This window comes from Streptomyces nodosus (assembly GCF_008704995.1).
Classification (GTDB): domain Bacteria; phylum Actinomycetota; class Actinomycetes; order Streptomycetales; family Streptomycetaceae; genus Streptomyces; species Streptomyces nodosus.
Genome location: NZ_CP023747.1, coordinates 5,875,217 through 5,890,592, shown reverse-complemented (window position 1 = coordinate 5,890,592; position 15,376 = coordinate 5,875,217). Strand labels below are relative to the sequence as shown.

The window sequence follows — 15,376 nt, the reverse complement described above, 5'->3', positions numbered from 1 at the left end:
CGAGGACGACACGCTCTACGCTGACCGGATGCCGCTCACCGTTCTGCTGGTCGACGACGAGCCCCTGGTACGGGCGGGTCTGCGCGCCGTGCTGGAGGCTCAGCCGGACATCGAGGTGGTGGGTGAGGCGGCCGACGGTGCCGCGGTGACCCCCCTGGTCCGGCGGCTGCGTCCCGATGTGGTGGCCATGGACGTGCGGATGCCGCTGATGGACGGCATCGAGGCCACCCGCGCGGTGCTGCGCACGGTGCCGGACCCGCCGAAGATCGTGGTGGTGACGACCTTCGAGAACGACGAGTACGTCTACGGGGCGCTGCGCGCGGGCGCCGACGGTTTCCTGCTCAAGCGGGCCCGGCCCGCGGAGATCGTGCAGGCGGTACGGCTGGTCGCCGAGGGCGACTCGCTGCTGTTCCCGGCGGCGGTACGCCGGTTGGCCGCCTCGTACGCCGAGCAGCGGGGCACCACCGCGGCCCGGGCGGTCATGGCGCGTGCCGCGCTGACCGGGCGGGAGGAGGAGGTGCTGCGTCTCATGGCGCGCGGTCTGTCGAACGCGGAGATCGCCGCGCGTCTGGTGGTGGGGACCGAGACCGTCAAGTCCCATGTGAGTTCGGTCCTGGCGAAACTCGGGGCCCGGGACCGCACCCAGGCCGTCATCGCGGCCTACGAGTCCGGCTTCGTCTCCCCCGGCTGATCACCGGGCCGCGCGGCGGGTCAGTCGGCGTCCGCGGTCATCTCGGCCAGTTTGACGACCGTGTTCCAGTTGCGGCTGGTGGCGGTCAGGCCCTTGTTCAGGCGGGGCTTGGAGAGGTGTTCGGCGAGCTTGGAGCGGCCGAGTCCGCCCGGGGCGTAGAGGTAGAGGGCGCGAGTGCCGAGCCGGAACTCCTCCGGGAGGTACGCGGCCCGGTCGATCTCCGCGAAGCGTTCGGGGTCCACGGGCCCCGAGAAGTAGGTGACGTGCAGCTGCCTGCCCTCCAGGGTGTCCGCCGGGAACGGACAGTCCTCGCGTACGGACCTCAGATAGGTGTGATCGCGTACCAGCACATCGACGCGGAAGCCGAAGTGCTTCTCGATCGCCTCGGCCAGTTCCGCCGCCAGGGACTCCTCGTCGCCGTGGTCGGCGGTGAAGACCGCGTTGCCGCTCTGGAGGTAGGTGGCGACCCCGGTGTGTCCGAGCTCCGTCAGCAGCGTGCGCAACTGTGCCATCGGCAGCTTCTTGCTGCCGCCCACGTTGATCCCGCGCAGCAGCGCCGCGTACGTCGTCGTCATCCGCCCACCTTAGAGCGGCCTCCGTGCCCCGTGGGGTGGTTCGGGGCCTCACGGATCGGACACGGTTGCGCCGGCCGGACCGGACCCTGACTCCGGCCCCGAGAAACCCCGACTGTGTGTAAGGGGTCCCCTACTCCCAGGCGGTGAGACCACGGACTCCCATAGGAGGAGCCGGGCCGTTCCGGGTTCACCGATGAGCACGACGAGCGTCGCGCACCGCGCCCCTACCTTCGAGGGGAAGGGTGACGGCAGGGGGCCGTCACCTGCGGACGAGAGGGCAAGCCCGTCATGGGGAACGGAGATCTGCGGGTGCGGGGCATCGCCGCCCGGGCCGGCGGCTGGAGCGCGAGACACCGCTGGGCCGCCGTCGGCATCTGGGTGGTGTTCGTGGTCGTGGCGCTGGCCGTCGGCACGGCCGTCGGGCGGGTGGACGTCAAGGAGAGCGAGCAGCTCAGGGGCGAGACCCGCACCGCCGCGGAGATCGTCAAGGACGCGGGCATCCAGCAGCCCGCAGGGGAGACCGTCCTGATCCAGTCCGAGGACGGCCGGACCACCGCCACCGACCCGCAGTTCCGGGCCGCCGTCACCGCGGTCGTCCGGGCCGTCGAGGGCACCGGCCAGGTGACAGAGGTGACCTCGCCGTACGAGACGAAGTCCATCTCGGAGGACGGGCGCAGCGCTCTGGTGCAGTTCGCCATGCGCGGTGACGCGGACACCGCGGGCGACCGTGTGGAGCCGGTGCTCGATGCCGTGGCCGGGGTGCAGAAGGAGCACACCGGGCTGAGGATCGAGGAGGTCGGCGCCGCCAGCATCCAGAAGACGTTCGCCGACGCGTACGGCGACGACTTCCAGCAGGCGGAGCTCTCGGTGGTGCCGGTGGCCCTGGGCATCCTGCTGATCGCGTTCGGCGCGCTGGTCGCGGCGCTGCTGCCGGTGGCGCTCGCCGTCACCGCGATCGTGGCGACGACCGGTCTGATGGGCATCGTCAGCCATCTTCAGCCGATGGACAACACCGCCAACTCGGTGATGCTGCTGATCGGCATGGCCGTCGGCGTCGACTACTGCCTCTTCTATCTGCGGCGCGAGCGTGAGGAGCGGGCGGCCGGCCGGGACGCCCGCACGGCGCTGCAGATCGCCGCCGCGACCAGCGGACACGCGATCATCGTCTCCGGCGTCACCGTGTGCGCCGCGATGGCGGGCATGCTGTTCACCGGACTGGCCACGTTCGAGGCGATGGGCCTGGCCTCCCTGATGGTGGTGGCGGTCGCCATGGTCGGTTCGGTGACCGTGCTGCCCGCGCTGCTGTCCCTCCTGGGGACGCGGGTCGAGAAGGGGCGCGTCCCGTTTCTGCACCCGGAGTGGCGGCGCAGGCGGAACGAGCGGCTGGGCCGTTCCGTCCAGGAGGGGAGCCGGCTGTGGGCCGCCGTCCTCAGGGTGGTGCTCGCCAGGCCCGCCGTCTCGCTGGCGGTCGCGGCCGGTGTCCTGCTGGCGGTCGCCGCGCCCGCACTGGGGATGAAGACCCAGAACCTCACCCTGGACCAGGAGTTCGGGAACAAGCTGCCCATCGTGGCCACGTACGACCGGGTCAACGACGCCTTCCCCGGCGGCTCCGGGCCGGCCTCGGTCGTCGTCAGGGCCAAGGACATCAACGCCCCCGAGGTGACGACGGCACTCGCCGACTTCCGTGCGCAGGCGATCAGTTCGGGCGCCTCGCGCGGCCCGGTCGAGATCAAGGTGCATGACGCGGAGAACGTGGCCCTGGTGTCGGTGCCGCTGGTGGGCGGCTCCGATCTGGACCGGGCGAGCAAGAGTCTGGAACTGCTGCGCGACACGGTCCGGCCCGCCACTCTCGGCAAGGTCGCCGGGGTGCAGGCGCCGATCACCGGTGAGGTGGCGGGCTCGCACGACTTCAACGAGCAGCTCCTCGGCTCGGTGGTCCCGGTCTTCGTCTTCGTCGTGGTCTTCGCCTTCCTGCTCATGCTGGTGTCCTTCCGCTCTCTGACGGTCGCGATCACCTCGATCGTGCTGAACCTGCTGTCGGTGTGCGCGGCCTACGGCATCCTGGTCATCGTCTTCCAGCACGGCTGGGGCGCGTCGCTGGTGGGCGCCCAGGGGGTGGGGGCCGTCGTCACCTGGCTGCCGCTGTTCCTCTTCGTGATCCTCTTCGGGCTCTCGATGGACTATCACGTGTTCGTGGTCTCCCGGATCCGTGAGGCGCGGATGCGGGGCCTGGCCACCAAGCAGGCGATCACCCACGGGGTGGTGACCACGGCGGGGGTCGTCACCAGCGCCGCGGTCATCATGGTCGCCGTCTTCGCGATCTTCGGCACGCTGTCCATGCAGTCCATGAAGCAGATGGGCGTGGGCCTGGCCGCGGCGGTGCTCATCGACGCGACGATCATCCGGGGCGTGCTGCTCCCGGCGACGATGGCCCTGCTCGGTGAGCGCAACTGGTATCTGCCGCGGTGGCTGCACCGGCTGCCCGACCTCACCCACGACGAGCCCCCGGCGCCGGTGGTCGCCCCGCCCGCACCGAGGCCGGGCGCACCGCTCGGGGTCTGAACGCCCCGCCCGACCAGGGCCCGTCGGCCTCTTGAGGCCGACGGGCCCTCGTGCCGTCCCCGACGGGTCACACGGTCAGCACCTGGTGCAGTGTCAGCCAGCGCTCCGGCGGCACCTCGCCGACCAGCACCCCGCGGTCGAGCCCGGCGGCCCGGAACGCGGCGTCCACCCGGTGCCGGGGGTGGGCCCGGCGCAGCGAGGCGTGCAGCGAGCCGCCCACCCCGCTGAAGCCCAGTTCGACCAGTCGGCACCAACCGTCGTGGTGAACCGGCGCGAGCAGCGGGGTGCGGCGGCGCTCGATCCGGATGACCCCGGCGTCGACCCGGGGCACCGGCCGGAACCGGGTACGCCCCACCCGCGCCACCAGCCGCCACTCGTGGCGGGGCCAGCTGCGCACGGTGAGCAGTGTCCAGCGGCCGTAGTCCCCCGTCCGCTTCCGGGCGTACTCGAGCTGGGTGAGCAGGGTGGCGTCGGTGAGGGCGGGGGCGCGCAGACACCAGGCGACGATGTCCGCGGTGCGGGAGTACGGCACGTTCCCGGCGACGGAGAACGGCTCCTGCGGGGGCCGGGCCCGTAGAAAGTCCCCGCTGACCACGTCGATGTGCGGCACGTTCCGGAAGCGGGCGCGCAGCCCGGGTACCAGTCGGTGGTCGATCTCATAGGCGCGCAGCGAGCGGCAGCGCGGGGCGAGCGCGACGGTCAACGCGCCCTGGCCGGCGCCCACTTCGAGGACCAGGGGGCGGTCGCCCGGCAGGGGTACGGCGAGCCGGGCGAGATGTTCGGCGGTGGCGCGGTCGGCGAGGAAGTTCTGCGACAGCGCCCGGGAGGTGTGCGAGGGGCGGGCCATGGCCTGCGGTCCTTGTCTTCCGTGGATCGGTGAAGGGCAGCCGAAGGCCCTGACCGGAAGACAGGAGAGAGAAAGCGGGGGCGTGGCGCGCGGCGCGCACGGCTCAGCGGGTGGGACCGCTCCCCGGGCCGGTCAGGGCACCGGAGCCGCGTCGCACCCGCTGGGAGTGCGCGCAGCCCCGGCCGAGACCGGAGTTGAAGATCGCGTTGAAAGCTGCCACGGGCGGGAGACTAGGGGGCTGCAGGAAGCCGGGGCAATCGGTTTTCCGCGGGCAGGCCCCGGGCCCGGGCCCTGAGCTGTGTGGATGCGAAACTGACCGTCGGACTGCGAGGGGGCGGTCGATCGCGTAGGCATGGGCATGCAGAGGGACACGGAGGGCGGACGATGGACGAGGCTCGGGCGCGGGAGGTGCTGGCCGCGGCGGATGTGCTGTCCGGTCCGGCGCGGGAGGCGCGGCTGATCGCGCTGGGTGAGAACGCGGTGTTCGCCGCCGGGGATCTGGTCGTCAAGGTGGGCCGGGACCGCGAACTCCTGGAGCGGGCGCGGCGCGAGCTGCGGATCGCCCTGTGGCTGGCCGAGGAGGGGGTGCCCGCGGTGCGGGCCGCCCGCCCCGAGGCGGAGCTGGCCGAGGGGCACCCGGTGACCGTGTGGCACCGGCTGCCCGACCCGATACGGCCCGCCGAGCCGGCGGATCTGGCCGGGCTGCTGCGGACCGTGCATGCGCTGCCCTCCCCCTCCTTCGCGCTGCCGGCCCGTGAGCTGCTGGGCGGTGTGGAGCGCTGGCTGCGGCTCGCCGGCGAGGCGATCGACCCGGCGGACGCGGCGTATCTGCGTGAGCGCCGCGACGGGTTCGCCGCCGCGGCGGCGACGCTCACCCCGCGTCTGGTGCCGGGCCCGATCCATGGCGACGCGCTGCCCCGCAATGTGCACATCGGGCCGGACGGCCCGGTCCTGGTCGATCTGGAGACCTTCTCCTCGGATCTGCGCGAGCACGATCTGGTGGTGATGGCCCTCTCCCACGACCGCTACGGGCTCCCGGACGAGGCGTACGACTCCTTCACCGAGACCTACGGCTGGGACGTTCGTGAGTGGGAGGGCTGCTCGGTGCTCCGCGGGGCACGCGAGACGGCCAGTTGCGCCTGGGTCGCCCAGCACGCACCGAGCAACCCCAAGGCGCTGGCCGAGTTCGAGCGACGCGTCGCCTCCCTGCGGGACGGGGACGAGTCGGTCCGCTGGTACCCCTTCTGAACCCAGGGGCCCCTCGATCCCTGTACACCGGCCCGGCCGGGCACCCTGCTGTCTCCGCTCGGTCCGGCCCCGCTGCCGCGGTCAGCGGCCGAACGGGACGAAGGGCCAGTGCGGCTCGACTCTCGCCTCGGGGTCCGAGGTGCGGCGGAGATACCTCTGCAACGATTCCGCCTGCTCGGCTGCCGCACGGACCTGAAGGTCGTGCAGCTCCGCCGGGGCCAGCGTTCCTATGGACGCGTGCCTGATTCCCAGGGATCGCGACGCATGTGCCGCGGCCACCGCGTCCGCGACGGCGTTGTGGGCGTCGTCGAGCAGCACTCCGTAGTGCTCGCAGAGGGCCTTGAGGTTCCGCGAGCCCTTCCGGTAGCGGTCCGCGTGTTTGTCGAGGACCAGGGGGTCGATGACGGGCGAGGTCCTTCCCCGCAGTCGACCGGCCAACGGCTCGATCCCGTGCCGTCGGCACTCACGGTCGAGCAGGGAGAGGTCGTACCGCGCGTTCATCACCACCAGCGGGGTGCCCGAGTTCAGCACCGCGGTGACGGCCGAGGCGATCTCTTCGATCGCGGGCCCCGCCGGCACCCCGTGCGCACGAGCGTGTTCCGTGGAGATGCCGTGGATCGCCGAGGCCTGTGGCGGGATGGGCACTCCGGGATCGAGCAGCCAGGTCCGGGCCTGTGGACGCCGCTCGTCGGTGTCCACGGCGACCAGCGCGGCGGTGACGATCCGGTCCGTCTCGATGTCGGTGCCGGTGGTCTCCAGGTCGAAGGCCACCAGCGGCCCGGTGATCCAGCTCATCGCACGGCTCCGTCCGCCAGGGCGTCCTCGGACACCCGTCCGACGGTCTCCAGGTCGAAGCCGGTCAGCGGCTCTCGATGCCAGGCCACGGCGGCCCCCCTTCTCTGTGGTGCTTTCCCCCAGTGGTTCTCACCCTCGCACGCACCACTGACAATCGAGGAAGCGCCTCCCACCCGGCGGAAGGGGTGCTTCAGGACACGGGCCGCGAATCCGCCCAGGTGATCTCGAACTCCTCGCGGTAGGTGGGGAACAGCCCGCTCTCCTCCGTGAGGTCGGACGTGACGACCCGGCTGCCGTTGCGCAGCACCAGCACCGGCACCTCCATACCGCGGGTGCGCCGCAGATAGGACTGCACGACCGCGATGCCGTCGGAGCCGTCCCCGTCCACCAGATAGGCGGTGAAGCGCGGTGTCTCGTCGAAGACCTGGATCTCGAAGGCGCCAGGGTCGCGCAGCCTGGACCGCACCCGGCGCATATGCAGGATGTTCATCTCGACCGCGCGGCTCAGTTCGCCCTTCTTGATGCCCAGTTCCCGCTCGCGCCGCTTGATCGCGCTGGAGGCGGGGTTGAGGAACAGCAGACGCACCCGGCAGCCCGCCTCGGCCAGGCGCACCAGCCGGCGCCCGGAGAAGTTCTGCACCAGCAGATTGAGGCCGATGCCGATGGCGTCGAGACGGCGGGCGCCGCCGAAGATGTCCTCGGCGGGGAACTGCCGCAGCAGCCGCACCCGGTCCGGGTGGACGGCGACCACGTCCGCGTACCGGTCGCCCACCAGTTCCTCGACCGCGTCGACGGGCAGCCGGTGCGCGGAAGGCACGTCGCCCTCCGCGCCGAGGATCTCGAGCAGCCTGGCCGAGGCGCGCTCGGCCTGGGCGAGGACGGCCGTGGACAGGGCCCGGTTGCGGGAGACCACATTGCGGGTCACCTCCAGCTCGTCCAGGGCGAGTTCGACGTCGCGCCGCTCGTCGACGTACGGCGCGAAGCAGGGCCAGTGCTGGACCATCAGCTCACGCAGCTGCGGCAGGGTCAGAAAGCTCAGCACATTGTCGTCGGCGGGGTCGAGCAGATACCCCTTGCGGCGGCTGACCTCGCGCACCGCGACCGCGCGCTGCACCCATTCCTGACCGGCCGGCCCGGCCGCGGCGACCACCCAGTCGTCCCCGTGGACGGGTTCGTAGACGGGACGGAGCACGGCGGCCACCACCGTGCGCAGCCGCTGTTCGACCAGGTTCAGCCAGATGTAGGCCCGCCCCGCGCGCTGGGCGCGGGTCCGCACCTCGCGCCATGCGTCGGTGTCCCACTCCAGGTCGGGTCCGATGGCTCCCATGTCCATCGGCCGTGCCAGGGACACCGTCCCGGGCGGGACATCCGCAGGGCTCCCCTCGCGGCCCTCGCCACCAGGGGGCAGCTCCAGCCCTCCCGAGCCCACCCGCGCACCGCCTTCCGCTCCCCGAGCCTCCCCAGGGGCCAGGCCCCAGCCAACGATCAAGGAAGGGTACTCCGGTAGCCCGGCGCGATGCAGCCGGATGGGCAGGGTCGTTTCTCAACTACCGCCTTCCACATGCCTGTTCTGATCCACAAGGGCGGCCCGAGTGAGCGGATTCATAGCCGTGACATCGCACGAAGCGGTCGAGGAGCCTTGCCGGCGGGGCGACTTGGGCCGTCGGCCCCGGTCGCGGACACCATGCCGCAGAGCCGTCATCACCCCATCCTTTGGGGTGAATGAGCATCCATCTGTTGACCTCTGGGGCGACGCATCCGGCACCCTCCCCGGCCGTACCGCGACACCAGCACCTCTCACCCGTTTGCGTAAGATCATCCGAAATCCGAAGAGAGTGGCGAACCCTGCCGCTACGGTGGCGTCATGACGACGCCGAGGAGAGCCGACCCGGGCGCACACGCACGGTGCGCCGGCCGGCTCCCTGCGCCGGCCGCGACCCGTCCGCCAGGGTCCGGGACGCCGGAGAGGGTCGTGTCCATACAGGTCTGGCCCGGGCAGGCGTATCCGCTGGGCGCCACCTTCGACGGCGCCGGGACGAACTTCGCGGTCCATTCGGAGGCCGCCGACCGGATCGAGCTGTGCCTGCTGGCGGACGACGGCTCGGAGACCGCGGTGGAGCTGCGGGAGACCGACGCCTTTGTGCGGCACGCCTATCTGCCGGGGGTGATGCCGGGGCAGCGATACGGCTTCCGGGTGCACGGCCCCTACGCCCCCGCCCGCGGCCTGCGCTGCAACTCGGCCAAGCTGCTGCTCGACCCGTACGCCCGGGCCGTCAGCGGCACCGTGACATGGGGCGAGGAGGTGTACGGCTACCCCTTCGGCGCCCCCGACAAGCGCAACGACCTGGACTCGGCTCCCCACACCATGACCTCCGTGGTGGTCGACCCCGCCTTCGACTGGGGCGACGACCGCCGGCCGGGCACCGAGTACCACCGCACGGTGATCTACGAGGCCCATGTGAAGGGCCTGACCATGCGTCACCCGGCGCTGCCCGAGGAACTGCGCGGCAGCTATGCGGCACTGGCCCATCTGGCCATCATCGAACACCTGACCGATCTAGGGGTCACCGCCCTGGAGCTGATGCCCGTACACCAGTTCGTGAACGATCACCGTCTGGTGGACATGGGGCTGACCAACTACTGGGGCTACAACACCATCGGCTTCTTCGCCCCGCACAACGCCTACGCCTCCCGGGGCGACCGCGGACAACAGGTCACGGAGTTCAAGACGGCGGTCCGGGCCCTGCACCAGGCCGGTATCGAGGTCATCCTGGACGTCGTCTACAACCACACCGCCGAGGGCAACCACCTCGGCCCGACGCTCTCCTTCCGGGGCCTCGACAACCCCTCCTACTACCGGCTGGCGGACGACCCGCGGTACTACACGGACACCACGGGCACCGGCAACTCCCTGCTGATGCGCTCCCCGCACGTCCTCCAACTGATCATGGACTCGCTGCGCTACTGGGTCACCGAGATGCATGTGGACGGCTTCCGCTTCGACCTGGCGGCGACGCTGGCCCGGCAGTTCCACGAGGTGGACCGGCTGTCGTCGTTCTTCGACCTGGTGCAGCAGGACCCCGTGGTCTCCCAGGTGAAGCTGATCGCCGAGCCGTGGGACCTGGGCGAGGGCGGCTATCAGGTGGGCAACTTCCCGCCGCTGTGGACCGAGTGGAACGGCAAGTACCGCGACACGGTGCGGGACCTGTGGCGCGGCGAGCCGCGGGCGCTCGCCGAGTTCGCCTCCCGGCTGACCGGCTCCTCGGACCTCTACCAGGACGACGGCCGCCGCCCGCTCGCCTCCGTCAACTTCGTCACCTGCCACGACGGCTTCACCCTGCACGACCTCGTCTCCTACGACGACAAGCACAACGAGGCCAACGGCGAGGACAACCGCGACGGGGAGAGCCACAACCGGTCCTGGAACTGCGGGGCCGAGGGCGAGACCGACGACCCCGCGGTGCTGGCGCTGCGGGCCCGGCAGACACGGAACTTCATCGCCACCCTGATGCTGTCCCAGGGGGTGCCGATGCTCAGCCACGGCGACGAGTTCGCCCGCACCCAGCGGGGCAACAACAACGCCTACTGCCAGGACAACGACCTGTCCTGGGTGCGGTGGCCCGAGGACGGCGGCGCCCTGCCGGCGTTCACCCGGACGATGGTGCGGCTGCGCCGCGACCACCCGGTCTTCCGCCGGCGCCGCTTCTTCCACGGCCGCCCCGTGCAGGGCACCCACCACCAGCTCTCCGACATCGCCTGGTTCACCCCCGAGGGCGAGCCGATGACCCCCCGGGACTGGACCTCGGCACAGGCCGGCGCGCTGACCGTGTTCCTCAACGGCGACGCGATCTCCGAGCCAGGGCCACACGGGGAACGGATCACCGACGACTCCTTCCTGCTGATGTTCAACGCCTCGCCGGGGCCCCTGGAGTTCGTGGTGCCGGCCGGCCTCGGGAGCCGCTGGCAGGTGGTGGTGGACACGGCCGTCCCGGAAGGGGTGCTTCCGGGCGCCGGTACGAGGATCGGGGCGGGGAGACGGCTGACCCTGGTGGACCGCAGTCTGACGGTGCTTCGGCGCACCGCCCCGGACCCCGGTGCCGGATCCACCGCACCCGGCGGAACCGCCGGCCCGGGCGGCGCCCCCTGGGAGCCGCCGGAGCCGGACCCCGGCGGCGCGGCGCGGGACCGGGCGGTGCGCCGGTGACACGAAAGGCCGCCGGGCGGGTACGTAGGTTCCCATGACCCCCCTGCCTCCCGTCCCTGCGGTGCCCACGGCCACCTACCGGCTGCAGCTGCAGCCGCAGTTCCCGTTCGGCGCGGCCCGTGCGGCCGTGCCGTACCTGGCGGCGCTCGGTGTCTCGCATCTGCATCTGTCGCCGGTCCTGGAGGCCGTGCCGGGGTCGGCCCACGGCTATGACGTCGTCGACCCCGCCCGGGTACGGGAGGAACTGGGCGGCGAGGCGGGGCTGCGGTCGCTGGCGCACACCGCGCGGGAGCACGGGCTCGGCCTCGTCGTGGACATCGTGCCCAACCACATGGCGGCCTCCCCGCGTCACAACCGTGCCCTGTGGGAGGTGCTGCGCGAGGGCCCCGCGTCCCCGTACGCACGCTGGTTCGACATCGACTGGGAGGCGCAGGACGGTCAGCTGCTGCTGCCGGTGCTGGGACGGCGGCTCGGCGAGGAGACCGGGGATCTGACCGTCGACGGGGACGTACTGCGCTACCACGAACAGGTGTTCCCGCTGCGCGAGGGAACCGAGTCGCTGCCGCTGCCGCAGCTGCTCGACGCCCAGTGGTACCGCCCGGTGTGGTGGCGCCTGGCCCGCACCGAGCTGAACTACCGGCGGTTCTTCAGCATCTCGGAACTCATCGGGGTGCGCGTGGAGGACCCGGAGGTCTTCGCGGCGACCCATGGCACCCTGCTGCGGCTGCTCGACGAGGGGCTGATCCACGGCCTGCGGGTGGACCACCCGGACGGTCTGGCCGACCCGGACGCCTACCTCGGCCGACTGTACGAGGCCGCCTCGGGCCGCTGGACGGTCGTCGAGAAGATCCTGGCGCCCGGTGAGCGCCTGCCCGCCGGCTGGCCGGTCGCGGGCACCACCGGGTACGACGCGCTGCGGCAGGTGGACGGGGTCTTCACGGATGCGGCGGGCGCCGACGAGCTGCTCGACCACTACCGGCGGTTCGCGGCCCCGCCGGACGACCTCGGCGGCCGGTGGGGCCCCACCGTGCGGCGCGCCGCCCATGAGGTGATCACCCAGGAGCTGGCCACCGAGACGGACCGCCTCACCCGGGTGGTGAGCCGGCTGTGCGCCACCTCCCCGGACCCCGCCCTGCGCGACCACGCCCCCTGGGCGCTGCGCACCGCGCTGCGGGAACTCCTGGTCCGCCTTGAGGTGTACCGGCCGTACGCCTCCGTGGACGCGGCCACGGTGGTCACCGAGGAGGCCGCCGCCGAGGCCCGTGCCGTGTTCACGGTGCCCGAGGAGGCCCACGCGGTGGACGTCGTACGGGATCTGGTGCTGGGACGGCTGGGGGACGGGCCCGGCCACGCCGAGTTCCGGGTGCGGTTCGCGCAGACCGCGTCGGCGCTGCGCGCCAAGTCGGTGGAGGACAGGGCGCTCTACCGCTATGTGCCACTGCTGTCGGCCGATGAGGTGGGTGGCGATCCCGGGGACCCGGCCGTCTCCCCGGAGGGCTTCCACGCCCACTGTGCGCGGGTACAGCGCGACCGGCCCGCCACGGGCACCGTGCTGTCCACTCACGACACCAAGCGCAGCGCGGACGTGCGGGCCGCGATCTCGGTGCTCACCCAGTGCCCGGGGCGCTGGGCCGAGGTGCTGGCCGAGGTGACCCGCTCGGGCGCGCGCACGCCCGATCCCCAGCTGGTGTGGGCCGCCTGGCAGACCTTCTTCGGGCTGGGGTGTACGGACGAGGCGCGCCTGCGGTCAGCCCTGCTCAAACACGTCAGGGAGGCGGGACTGCACACCACCTGGACCGAGCGGGACCCCGGCTACGAGGAGGCGGTCGCGGACTTTGCCGCGGGCGGGCCCTGCGGGGCGCCGGGCCGGCTCGTACGGGGCTTCCGGGACGCCCTGGCCCCGCACATCCGGGCGAACGTCCTGGGGGCAGCGCTGGTGCAGCTGACGATGCCGGGCGTGCCGGATGTCTACCAGGGCACCGAGGGCGAGTACCGGGCGCTGGTCGACCCGGACAACCGGGGGCCGTTCGCGCCCCAGGAGGCCGCCTCCGACAAGGCGGCCCTCACCGCGGCCGCGCTGCGGCTGCGTCGGCGGCGCCCCGAGCTCTTCGGCGCCTCGGCCGACTACACCCCGCTCATGGCCGAGGGCCCGGCCGCCGCGCACTGTCTGGCCTTCGTGCGCTCCGCGCGGGTGCTCACGGCGGTCACCCGGCTCTCGCTGCGCCTGGCGGAGGCGGGCGGCTGGCACGACACCTCCCTTGTGCTGCCCGGGGGCCGCTGGGCCGACGTCCTCGCCCCTGACCGGGAGTTCGAGGGCCGCATCCGCCTGGCGGATCTCTTCACCCGGCTGCCGGTGGCACTGCTGGAGCGGATCGACGACGCGCACTGACCGGGCCGGGCGACGCCCTCCGCCCGGTACCAGCGCCCCGGGCGTCCGCGGCACACGGGCCACGGTGTGCACCCGCGCACCTGCGCGCCCGAGGTGCCGTCGGCCCGCGCGCCGGGCCCCTGTTCAGTGCCGCAGGTCCTGGGGACCCGGCATCGCCATGTCCGTGCCCTGTTCCTGGGCCCGGGCCCCGTCCTGGTCCTGCTCCTGCTCCTGCTCCTGCTCCTCCGACAGGGCGAACACCGCACCGGTGCGGGCGGTCAGATCGCAGGCGTTGGCGAAGGTGTGCTCGTACTCGACGTGCCGTCCGTCCCACTCCCCCCGCGCGGACACGCTCACCGGGGCGTAGATCATCGGGCAGATGGTCTGCTCGGGCGGGATGCGGTCGACGTCTCCCTGGGCCGCGGCGAGTTCCGCGCAGGCCCGGGCGGCCCGTGGGTGCCCCTGGGGCGGGTCGCACATCAGGAGGGTGCCGCGGACGTCCCTGGTGAGGGCGTCTCCCTTGCTGAGGGTGAGATAGAGCCAGTTGCCGACCTCGGCCGGGCGGGCGAGGGCGGGGGCCGGGGCCGAGAGGGTCAGGACGGCCGCGGCGAGCAGGGCGCCGCGCAGTGCCAGGGTCGTCTTCGTCATTCCGTATGCATCGGCACCGCGGCACCGGGACCCCAGCCGGACTCACCCGAACGGGAGCGCAGCGGCCCGAACCGTCCGGCGAGTTCGCACGCGGCGAGCACCACCCGCGACTGGTACTCGGCCTGCCGTGCGACCGGGATCCAGCGTGCCCCGTAGCCGTCCCGGTAGTCGGCGCACCAGGCGTCGATCAGCGGCTCCAGTTCCGGCAGCACCCCGGCCGCCCCGCGCCCGGCGGCCCCGGCGAGTTGATGGAGCAGTCCGGCGGTGCGCAGCGCGACCCGGCGCCCGGAGATGCCGAGGGTGGTCAGATGGGCGGAGTCGAGCGGCGGCAACGGCCGCTCCCCGGCGCCGTAGGTGTCGGGATCCCAGGAGTCGGCGAGCCCGGGGCCGATCAGAAGGTAGTCGTCCACCGGGGCGAGCAGCCGGGCGGCGTCCCGGACGCCCGTCAGATGCGGGCGGATGCGGGCCAGCAGGCCCTCGAGCAGGCGGGTGTCGTGTCGCAGCGCCCGGCTGACGCTCCTGAGCACCGCCTCGGCGTCGACGGGTGACGAGCCGTCCTGCACGGCCGCCACCCCCCACATCGGTGCCTCGACCACCGCGGTGACGGTGCCGTAGCGGTGCGGGTGGAACCAGGTCGACTCCACCGCCGCCTCGGTGATCGCGGCGGCAAGATCGCCGCGGCGGGGCGGGGGGATGGAGTAGACGGCGGGGCCGAGGGCCGGCCAGTACAGGGTGTCGTAGGGGCCGAGTTCCCGCGGGATGCCCAGACCGGCCGCGGTCCGGGCCAGCCGTTCGGCCATGCCGGGCAGATCACGGGTCAGCTCGACGAACCCGCCGCCGACGTCGACGCCGTGCAGGGAGCACTGGAAGAAGGGCCGCAGCTCGTCCTGGAGGTCCAGCAGGGCGCGGGTCTCGGGCAGGGCCGCTCGCTCCGCGCCGTCGGGCAGCCACTCGGGCTGCTCCAGGAATCCGGGGCGGAAGAAGTTCCGGAAGTAGCGGCCGAGGGTGTACGGGCCGGACAGCCAGCCCTCGTTGCGCCGTGCGCCGTCCGGGTCGAGGCAGAGCAGCAGGTTCCAGGTGGTGTCGGCGCCCGCGACGAGCCCGGGGTCGGCCAGCGCACGTTCGGCCAGGCGCAGCACGGTGACACCGCCGACGGGCTCGTTGGCGTGCGGTCCGGCGACGACCAGGGCGTGCCGGCTGCCGTGGCCGACGGAGAGCAGCCACAGGGGCGTACCGCCTCGCGATGTGCCCACCCGGCGCAGCCGGGCGTCGCGCGGGCGGCGGGCGACGAGCGCGGCCGCGCGGGCGCCGAGTTCGTCCACCGTCGGGTAGCGGAGGAGTGGCGACAGGGCACACCTCCACGAGGGGGTGCGGTCCGGTTCGCCCGGTATGCCGGGCGTACCGCTCAGTCAGTCACGGCCCGGGCGGTACGTCAACA

Annotated in this window: 11 protein-coding genes; 5 read left to right on the top strand and 6 right to left on the bottom strand. The window is 72.7% G+C overall.

Annotated features, from left to right (window positions below; genetic code table 11):
* Positions 1–28: 28 nt before the first annotated feature.
* Complete coding sequence (locus CP978_RS26470) at positions 29–691, top strand: response regulator (RefSeq protein ID WP_043449542.1); 663 nt, start codon at positions 29–31, stop codon at positions 689–691.
* Between the two features lie 20 nt (positions 692–711).
* Here the strand turns inward: CP978_RS26470 and CP978_RS26465 are convergent, their stop codons facing one another.
* Positions 712–1,266 (bottom strand): DUF1697 domain-containing protein, encoded by a 555-nt coding sequence (locus CP978_RS26465; RefSeq protein ID WP_043444899.1) that lies wholly within the window; start codon positions 1,264–1,266, stop codon positions 712–714.
* A gap of 288 nt (positions 1,267–1,554) precedes the next feature.
* Between CP978_RS26465 and CP978_RS26460 the strand changes: the two genes are divergently transcribed.
* On the top strand, positions 1,555–3,828 hold the full coding sequence (locus tag CP978_RS26460; protein WP_174498681.1) for an MMPL family transporter: 2,274 nt from the start codon (positions 1,555–1,557) through the stop codon (positions 3,826–3,828).
* Positions 3,829–3,895: 67 nt separating this feature from the next.
* Here the strand turns inward: CP978_RS26460 and erm are convergent, their stop codons facing one another.
* Positions 3,896–4,675, bottom strand: a complete 780-nt coding sequence (gene erm / locus CP978_RS26455; RefSeq protein WP_043444897.1) for an ErmE/ErmH/ErmO/ErmR family 23S rRNA (adenine(2058)-N(6))-methyltransferase — start codon at positions 4,673–4,675, stop codon at positions 3,896–3,898.
* Between the two features lie 384 nt (positions 4,676–5,059).
* Here erm and CP978_RS26450 point away from each other — a divergent pair, with 384 nt between their 5' ends.
* Positions 5,060–5,923 (top strand): phosphotransferase enzyme family protein, encoded by an 864-nt coding sequence (locus tag CP978_RS26450; RefSeq protein ID WP_043444894.1) that lies wholly within the window; start codon positions 5,060–5,062, stop codon positions 5,921–5,923.
* 81 nt (positions 5,924–6,004) lie between these two features.
* On the opposite strand, the gene CP978_RS26445 is transcribed toward CP978_RS26450, so the two are convergent.
* Together CP978_RS26445 and CP978_RS26440 are read right to left on the bottom strand one after the other, a co-directional pair.
* Positions 6,005–6,718, bottom strand: coding sequence for a 3'-5' exonuclease (locus tag CP978_RS26445; RefSeq protein ID WP_043444892.1), 714 nt, complete (start codon positions 6,716–6,718; stop codon positions 6,005–6,007).
* Positions 6,719–6,908: 190 nt separating this feature from the next.
* A complete protein-coding gene (locus tag CP978_RS26440) occupies positions 6,909–8,147 on the bottom strand; it encodes a DUF5919 domain-containing protein (RefSeq protein ID WP_043444890.1) in 1,239 nt (412 codons plus the stop codon).
* Positions 8,148–8,696: 549 nt separating this feature from the next.
* On the opposite strand from CP978_RS26440, the gene glgX reads away from it, so the two are divergent.
* Entirely contained in the window at positions 8,697–10,922 is a 2,226-nt protein-coding gene (gene glgX / locus CP978_RS26435; protein ID WP_079162560.1) for a glycogen debranching protein GlgX, read from the top strand.
* Positions 10,923–10,956: 34 nt separating this feature from the next.
* Entirely contained in the window at positions 10,957–13,311 is a 2,355-nt protein-coding gene (gene treY, locus CP978_RS26430) for a malto-oligosyltrehalose synthase (protein ID WP_043444888.1), read from the top strand.
* A 123-nt stretch (positions 13,312–13,434) separates the two neighbouring features.
* On the opposite strand, the gene CP978_RS26425 is transcribed toward treY, so the two are convergent.
* Together CP978_RS26425 and CP978_RS26420 are read right to left on the bottom strand one after the other, a co-directional pair.
* Positions 13,435–13,938 carry an SSI family serine proteinase inhibitor gene (locus CP978_RS26425; protein ID WP_063839084.1) on the bottom strand — a complete coding sequence of 168 codons (504 nt, stop codon included), beginning with the start codon at positions 13,936–13,938 and terminating at the stop codon, positions 13,435–13,437.
* The gene (locus CP978_RS26420; RefSeq protein WP_174498680.1) at positions 13,935–15,260 is read right to left on the bottom strand and encodes a M14 family zinc carboxypeptidase; all 1,326 of its coding nucleotides are present in this window, start codon (positions 15,258–15,260) and stop codon (positions 13,935–13,937) included. Before CP978_RS26420 ends, CP978_RS26425 begins: the two co-directional genes overlap by 4 nt.
* Positions 15,261–15,376: the final 116 nt, after the last annotated feature.

Coding starts and splice junctions, on each gene's coding strand:
- CP978_RS26470 (WP_043449542.1), top strand. CDS start 29: ATGCCGCTCACCGTTCTGCTGGTCGACGACGAGCCCCTGGTACGGGCG.
- CP978_RS26465 (WP_043444899.1), bottom strand. CDS start 1,266: ATGACGACGACGTACGCGGCGCTGCTGCGCGGGATCAACGTGGGCGGC.
- CP978_RS26460 (WP_174498681.1), top strand. CDS start 1,555: ATGGGGAACGGAGATCTGCGGGTGCGGGGCATCGCCGCCCGGGCCGGC.
- erm (WP_043444897.1), bottom strand. CDS start 4,675: ATGGCCCGCCCCTCGCACACCTCCCGGGCGCTGTCGCAGAACTTCCTC.
- CP978_RS26450 (WP_043444894.1), top strand. CDS start 5,060: ATGGACGAGGCTCGGGCGCGGGAGGTGCTGGCCGCGGCGGATGTGCTG.
- CP978_RS26445 (WP_043444892.1), bottom strand. CDS start 6,718: ATGAGCTGGATCACCGGGCCGCTGGTGGCCTTCGACCTGGAGACCACC.
- treY (WP_043444888.1), top strand. CDS start 10,957: ATGACCCCCCTGCCTCCCGTCCCTGCGGTGCCCACGGCCACCTACCGG.
- CP978_RS26425 (WP_063839084.1), bottom strand. CDS start 13,938: ATGACGAAGACGACCCTGGCACTGCGCGGCGCCCTGCTCGCCGCGGCC.